6 protein-coding genes are annotated in these 7,320 nt (G+C 33.8%); all 6 read left to right on the plus strand.

The genetic code is table 11. From position 1 onward, the window contains the following. The 6 genes from fakA to fabG all read left to right on the plus strand — a co-directional run bounded on the left by fakA (position 1) and on the right by fabG (position 7,269). Positions 1-1,659: a fatty acid kinase catalytic subunit FakA gene (gene fakA / locus HMPREF3241_RS00750; protein ID WP_002457384.1), complete on the plus strand. Its 1,659-nt coding sequence runs from the start codon at positions 1-3 to the stop codon at positions 1,657-1,659. 203 nt (positions 1,660-1,862) lie between these two features. Next, entirely contained in the window at positions 1,863-3,911 is a 2,049-nt protein-coding gene (gene recG / locus HMPREF3241_RS00755) for an ATP-dependent DNA helicase RecG (RefSeq protein WP_002486268.1), read from the plus strand. Positions 3,912-4,071: 160 nt separating this feature from the next. After that, a complete protein-coding gene (fapR, locus tag HMPREF3241_RS00760; RefSeq protein WP_001830099.1) occupies positions 4,072-4,632 on the plus strand; it encodes a transcription factor FapR in 561 nt (186 codons plus the stop codon). 1 nt (position 4,633) lies between these two features. Next, positions 4,634-5,611 (plus strand): phosphate acyltransferase PlsX, encoded by a 978-nt coding sequence (gene plsX, locus HMPREF3241_RS00765; RefSeq protein ID WP_002457382.1) that lies wholly within the window; start codon positions 4,634-4,636, stop codon positions 5,609-5,611. A gap of 1 nt (position 5,612) precedes the next feature. Next, entirely contained in the window at positions 5,613-6,542 is a 930-nt protein-coding gene (gene fabD / locus HMPREF3241_RS00770) for an ACP S-malonyltransferase (protein ID WP_002486275.1), read from the plus strand. Then, positions 6,535-7,269: a 3-oxoacyl-[acyl-carrier-protein] reductase gene (fabG, locus tag HMPREF3241_RS00775; protein WP_001830161.1), complete on the plus strand. Its 735-nt coding sequence runs from the start codon at positions 6,535-6,537 to the stop codon at positions 7,267-7,269. Before fabD ends, fabG begins: the two co-directional genes overlap by 8 nt. The last annotated feature ends 51 nt before the right edge of the window (positions 7,270-7,320 follow it).

Consider the following 7,320-nt stretch of genomic DNA (forward strand, 5'->3'; position numbering starts at 1 on the left):
ATGATTAGCAAAATAAATGGTAAATTATTTGCCGATATGATTATACAAGGGGCACAAAATTTATCAAATAATGCAGACTTAGTGGATTCATTAAACGTCTATCCTGTTCCAGATGGAGATACAGGGACAAATATGAATTTAACTATTACTTCTGGTCGTGAGGAAGTCGAAAATAATTTATCTCAAAATATTGGAGAGTTAGGTAAAACATTTTCAAAAGGATTACTTATGGGAGCTCGTGGTAATTCAGGTGTTATTCTTTCTCAATTATTCAGAGGTTTTTGTAAGAATATTGAAGGAGAAAAAGAAATAAGCGTGCAACAGTTTGCTGAGAGTTTTCAAGCTGGAGTTGAAACAGCTTATAAGGCAGTTATGAAACCGGTAGAGGGGACGATTTTAACAGTAGCCAAAGATGCAGCAAAAGCCGCAATGGATTACGTGGATCAAGCTGAAGATTGCGTTGATTTAATGGTACACGTGATTGAAGCTGCAAGCGAGTCTTTAGATAATACGCCTAATTTATTAGCAGTACTTAAAGAAGTAGGCGTTGTTGATAGTGGTGGTAAAGGTTTATTATGCGTTTATGAAGGCTTCTTAAAGGGTCTCAAAGGCGAAAAAGTAGAAGCACAAGCACCTAAACTTGATACTGAATCATTTGTTAATGACGATCATGATTTTCATGGGGTTATTAATACAGAGGACATTGTTTACGGTTATTGTACGGAAATGATGGTTCGATTTGGTAAAAATAAAAAAGCATTTGACGAGCAAGAATTTCGTAATGATATGAGTGAATTCGGTGATTCGTTATTAGTAATTAATGATGATGAAATTGTTAAAGTGCACGTACATACAGAACATCCGGGTGATGTATTTAATTATGGTCAAAAATATGGTGAGTTAATTAAACTTAAAGTAGAAAACATGCGTGAACAACATCGTGAAGTTATTCGTAAGGAACAAGATGGAATTCAAAATAAAGCAACTAATGAATCCAAAACAGTTGAAACAGCCATTGTTACAATTTCTGTAGGCGATGGTATTGCTGAATTATTTAAATCTATGGGAGCAACGCACATTATTAGTGGTGGGCAAACAATGAACCCTTCTACTGAAGATATAGTTAAGGTTATTGAACAATCAAAATGTAAACGTGCAATTATCTTACCAAACAATAAAAATATTATGATGGCCAGTGAACAAGCGGCTAGTATAGTAGAAGCTGAAACTGTAGTGATTCCTACTAAATCGATTCCACAGGGAATATCAGCCTTATTCCAATATGATCAAGAATCTAATTTAGAAGATAATAAAAGCCACATGAATGATGCTTTGGAAACTGTTCAATCTGGTTCAATTACTTTTGCAGTTAGAGATACTAAAATAGACGGTATTGAAATCAAGAAAGATGAATTCATGGGTCTAGCTGAAGATAAAATTGTGATAAGTGACTTTAATCAATTTCATGCAGTTAAAGGTCTACTCAGCAAACTACTTAATGAAGATAGCGAAATTTTAACAATGATTTCAGGCGAAGATGCCGATAATTCAATTACAAACCAAATCATTGATTGGATTGAATCGGAGTACCCTGATGTAGAAGTAGAACAACACGAAGGTGGACAGCCTATTTATCAGTATTTCTTCGCAGTAGAATAAATGAAATACTATTTACCTTTTGATAATAAATAGTCGGAATAACGGTTAGTGAATTTAAATCACTAATCGTTATTTTTATATATAATGAGAATTTTAATAGTGAAGTGTTGATATAATTAACCCGTGAAACGCAAATTAATCAATTGAACATGGTAAAATAGATGTTGAGATTAAAGATAATGAAAAATAATAGGTGATTCATCATGTCAAAAGTTCATCTTATTGAGAGCCCGTATGCATTAGATAAAATTAAAGGTATAGGTCCAAAACGTTTAGCGTTGTTAGAAGAATTAAATATTAAATCAGTTGAAGATTTAGTATTATACTTACCGACACGTTATGAAGATAATACTGTTATTGATTTAAATCAAGCAGACGATCAAGCAACTGTAACAGTTCAAGGTGAGGTTTATTCCAGTCCAACTGTTGCTTTTTTTGGTCGTAATAAATCGAAATTAACTGTCCATCTTATGATAAATCATATCGCTGTTAAATGCGTATTTTTTAATCAACCATATTTAAAAAAGAAACTTGAACTAAATAGTATTGTCACTATAAAAGGGAAATGGAATCGTAATAAACAAGAGATTAATGGTAATCGTATTTTTTTTAATGATCAAAAAAATCAAGAGGATGCCCATTTAGAACCAGTATATCGAGTTAAAGAAGGAATAAAACAAAAGCAGTTACGAGATAACATTAGACAGGCACTTAGTGATGTTACAATTCATGAATGGTTGACTGATGACCTCAGAGAAAAGTATAAATTAGAAACTTTAGCATATACAATTCAAACATTACATCATCCTATTGATAAACAAAACTTGCTAAGAGCTAGACGAACTTATGCATTTACAGAGCTATTTATGTTTGAGCTACGTATGCAATGGTTAAATCGCTTAGAAAAGACATCAGATGAAGCTATTGAAATTAATTACGATATAAATAAAGTAAAACAATTTATTGATAGTTTGCCATTTGAGTTAACTGATGCTCAAAAAGTTAGTGTCAATGAAATATTTCGTGATTTAAAGGCGCCTATTCGTATGCATCGGTTGTTACAAGGTGATGTTGGATCCGGCAAAACTATAGTAGCAGCAATTTGTATGTACGCCTTAAAAACTGCAGGATATCAATCTGCATTAATGGTTCCAACGGAGATTTTAGCTGAACAGCACGCTGAAAGTTTGATGCAACTATTTGGTAATACAATGAACGTAGCTTTATTAACTGGTTCTGTTAAAGGGAAAAAAAGACGACTTCTTCTAGAACAATTAGAAAATGGAACTATCGATTGTTTGATTGGTACACACGCCTTGATACAAGATGATGTTGTCTTCAATAATGTTGGATTAGTCATTACAGATGAACAGCACCGATTTGGTGTTAACCAACGACAAATTCTAAGAGAAAAAGGTGCGATGACCAATGTGTTGTTTATGACAGCGACACCAATCCCTAGAACACTCGCTATTTCTGTTTTCGGTGAAATGGATGTATCTTCAATTAAACAATTACCAAAAGGCAGAAAACCTATAAAAACAAGTTGGGCAAAACATGAGCAATATGATCAAGTACTTGCACAAATGTCGAATGAATTAAAAAAGGGTAGACAAGCCTATGTGATCTGTCCATTAATTGAAAGCTCTGAGCATTTAGAAGATGTACAAAATGTTGTGGAACTTTATGAATCCTTACAAAGTGATTACGGTAATGAAAAAGTTGGATTATTACATGGGAAAATGACTGCTGAAGATAAAGATCAAGTCATGCAAAAATTCAGTGAACATGAAATAGATATTTTAGTTTCTACTACTGTAGTTGAGGTGGGTGTAAATGTACCTAATGCAACGTTTATGATGATTTATGATGCAGATCGATTTGGTTTATCTACATTACATCAATTACGTGGGCGTGTTGGTCGTAGTGAACATCAAAGTTATTGTGTATTAATTGCATCTCCCAAGACTGAAACAGGTATTGAACGTATGACCATTATGACTCAAACTACTGATGGATTCGAATTAAGTGAAAGAGATTTAGAAATGAGAGGTCCAGGAGATTTCTTTGGAGTAAAACAAAGCGGTCTTCCAGACTTTCTTGTAGCAAATGTAGTAGAAGATTATCGTATGCTTGAAGTTGCTAGAGATGAAGCAGCAGAACTTATACAATCTGGCCAATTTTTCGAACAACAATATAGTCATTTAAGAGAGTTTATTAAACAAAACTTACGCCACATTCGTTTTGATTAGAAAAAAATATTATACTATTCAAAGATATATTTTGATTTTATAAAAAGATACGATCAGCTGAATATAGATTGATACAGTTTATTGTTGAGTAATAGATAAAGAAAGTGTTATGATATTTAAGGAATATTTAAGACTTGGTACTAAAATGAGGGGTGAGCGTGTGAAATTAAAGAAAAACGATAGACGAGTAGCCATTAAAGAGGCTATCGAATTAAACCCCTTCATCACTGATTATGAATTGTGTGAGAAGTTTGATGTAAGTATTCAAACCATACGTTTAGATCGCACACATTTAAATATTCCTGAGTTACGTAAAAGAATTAAATTAGTCGCTGAACAGAATTATGGCCGAATCAAATCAATAGAGGCCAATGAAATTATAGGTGATTTGATTCAAGTGAATCCTGATGTTAGCGCGCAATCTCTAATTGAAATTACAATTGATTCTGTTTTTGCAAAAAGTGAGATTGCTAGAGGGCATGTCTTATTTGCACAAGCTAACTCATTATGTGTAGCTCTTATACATAAACCAATAGTATTGACACATGAAAGTCAAGTTGAATTTAAAGAAAAAGTAAAATTAAATGACACAGTTCGAGCAGATGCCCGTGTCATAGATATAACAGATAAACATTATATTATTGAAGTGAATTCTTATGTTTCAGATATGTTAGTTTTTAAAGGGAAATTCAAAATGTACTATACAAGTGAGGATGAATGAAATGGTTAAAATTGCTGTAGATATGATGGGTGGAGATGATGCGCCTGGTATTGTATTAGATGCAGTTAAAAAAGCTGTCGAAGACTTTAAAGATTTGGAAATTATTCTTTTTGGTGACGAATCACAATACAATTTAAGTCATGAGCGTATAGAGTTTCGACATTGTACCGAAAAGATTGAAATGGAAGATGAACCAGTACGTGCAATTAAACGTAAAAAAGATAGCTCCATGGTTAAGATGGCTGAGGCGGTAAAATCAGGTGAAGCTGATGGTTGTGTATCAGCGGGAAATACAGGTGCTTTAATGTCAGCTGGGTTATTTATTGTTGGACGTATTAAAGGCGTAGCAAGACCTGCGTTAGTTGTAACATTGCCCACTACTGATGGCAAAGGGTTTGTGTTCTTAGATGTTGGTGCCAATGCTGACGCTAAAGCAGAACATTTACTACAATATGCGCAATTAGGAAATATTTACGCTCAAAAAATTCGCGGTATTCAAAATCCTTCAGTGTCACTTCTTAATATTGGCACTGAAGCAGCTAAAGGAAATTCTTTAACTAAAAAAGCATATGATTTATTTGAGAAAAATCAATCATTTAACTTTACAGGTAATATTGAAGCAAAAACACTTATGGATGGAAATGTTGATGTCGTAGTAACAGATGGTTATACAGGTAACATGGTCCTTAAAAATCTTGAAGGCACTGCAAAGTCTATAGGTAAAATGTTGAAAGAAACAATAATGAGTAGCTTCAAAAATAAATTAGCTGGTGCAGTGTTGAAAAAAGATTTAGACACATTTGCTAAGAAAATGGACTACTCAGAATATGGTGGATCAGTATTATTAGGTTTAGATGGTACGGTTGTAAAAGCTCACGGTAGTTCAAACGCTAAAGCATTTTATTCTGCAATTAGACAAGCAAAAATTGCTGGTGAAGAGAATATCGTTCAAATTATGAAAGATACAGTAGGTGAGTAAAATGGGTAAAATAGCAGTTGTATTCCCTGGTCAAGGTGCACAAAAAGTAGGGATGGCTAGTGATTTATATAACGAAGAAGAACGCTCGACTCGAGTATTAAATTTAGCTCAAGAGACAGTAGACTTTGATTTGTTAGAAACGATGTTTAATGATAATGATGGGAAATTAGGAGAAACAGAAAATACACAACCTGCACTATTAACACATAGTATTGCGTTACTAGAATCTTTAAATCATTTAAAAGTAGATTATACTATGGGACATAGCTTAGGAGAATATTCAAGTTTAGTTGCTAGTGGTGTATTAGCTTTTGAAGATGCAGTTAGAATTGTACGTAAACGTGGCCAACTTATGGCTCAAGCGTTTCCTAACGGTGTTGGAGGTATGGCAGCAGTATTAGGTTTGGACTATGATGATGTTGATAAGATATGTCAAACGTTATCTACAAATGAACAGTTAATTGAACCTGCTAATATTAACTCACCAGGTCAAATCGTGGTGTCTGGACATAAACCTTTAATTGATGAATTAGTAGAAAAGGGCAAAGAACTTGGAGCTAAACGCGTTCTTCCGTTAGCTGTTTCCGGTCCTTTTCACTCTTCAATGATGAAAGTTATTGAAGAGGATTTTGCTAATTTCATTAATCAATTTGAGTGGCATAATGCTAATTATCCAATTGTTCAGAATGTTAATGCAAAGGGAGAAACCGATGCCGAAGTAATTAAACGCAATATGGTTAAACAATTATATTTACCTGTTCAATTTATTCAATCAACGGAGTGGTTGATTAATCAAGGTGTCGATCACTTTATTGAAATTGGACCTGGAAAAGTATTATCTGGGCTCATCAAAAAAATTAATCGAGATGTAAAAATCACTTCAATTCAAACACTTGAAGATGTGAAAGGATGGAATAATAATCATGAATAAAAGTGCTTTAGTTACAGGTGCTTCTCGTGGTATAGGTAGAAGCATTGCATTGCAATTAGCAGAAGAAGGATATAATGTAGCTGTCAATTATGCTGGAAGTAAAGATAAAGCAGAAGCAGTTGTTGAAGAAATTAAAGCTAAAGGTGTAGAAAGTTTTGCAATACAAGCCAATGTTGCAAAAGGCGATGAAGTTAAAGAAATGATTAAAGAAGTGGTAAGTCAATTTGGTTCTGTAGACGTATTAGTTAACAATGCAGGAATAACTAAAGACAACTTACTTATGCGCATGAAAGAACAAGAGTGGGATGACGTGATTGATACGAACTTAAAAGGCGTGTTTAACTGTATTCAAAAAGTAACGCCACAAATGTTACGTCAACGTAGTGGTGCAATCATTAATTTAACTAGTATTGTTGGTGCAATGGGTAATCCTGGACAAGCAAACTATGTTGCAACAAAAGCAGGTGTTATTGGATTAACTAAAACTGCAGCACGAGAACTAGCATCACGAGGTATTACAGTGAACGCTGTAGCACCTGGCTTTATCGTTTCAGATATGACAAATGCTTTAAGTGATGATTTGAAGGATCAAATGTTAGAGCAAATTCCTTTAAAACGTTTTGGAGAAGATACAGATATAGCTAATACTGTTGCCTTCCTAGCTTCTGATAAAGCTAAATATATTACAGGCCAAACAATTCATGTTAACGGCGGAATGTATATGTAATGTTCGAAAAGAAGCAAACGAACACATGAGCTGAGGCTCATGTATAAGAAA

Origin of the sequence: Staphylococcus sp. HMSC34G04 (assembly GCF_001838765.1) — a bacterium.
GTDB classification, from domain to species: domain Bacteria; phylum Bacillota; class Bacilli; order Staphylococcales; family Staphylococcaceae; genus Staphylococcus; species Staphylococcus epidermidis.

Bases quoted from the DNA above. Each gene is read 5' to 3' on its own strand.
- fakA (WP_002457384.1), top strand. From the start codon at position 1: ATGATTAGCAAAATAAATGGTAAATTATTTGCCGATATGATTATACAA.
- fabD (WP_002486275.1), top strand. From the start codon at position 5,613: ATGGGTAAAATAGCAGTTGTATTCCCTGGTCAAGGTGCACAAAAAGTA.
- plsX (WP_002457382.1), top strand. From the start codon at position 4,634: ATGGTTAAAATTGCTGTAGATATGATGGGTGGAGATGATGCGCCTGGT.
- recG (WP_002486268.1), top strand. From the start codon at position 1,863: ATGTCAAAAGTTCATCTTATTGAGAGCCCGTATGCATTAGATAAAATT.
- fabG (WP_001830161.1), top strand. From the start codon at position 6,535: ATGAATAAAAGTGCTTTAGTTACAGGTGCTTCTCGTGGTATAGGTAGA.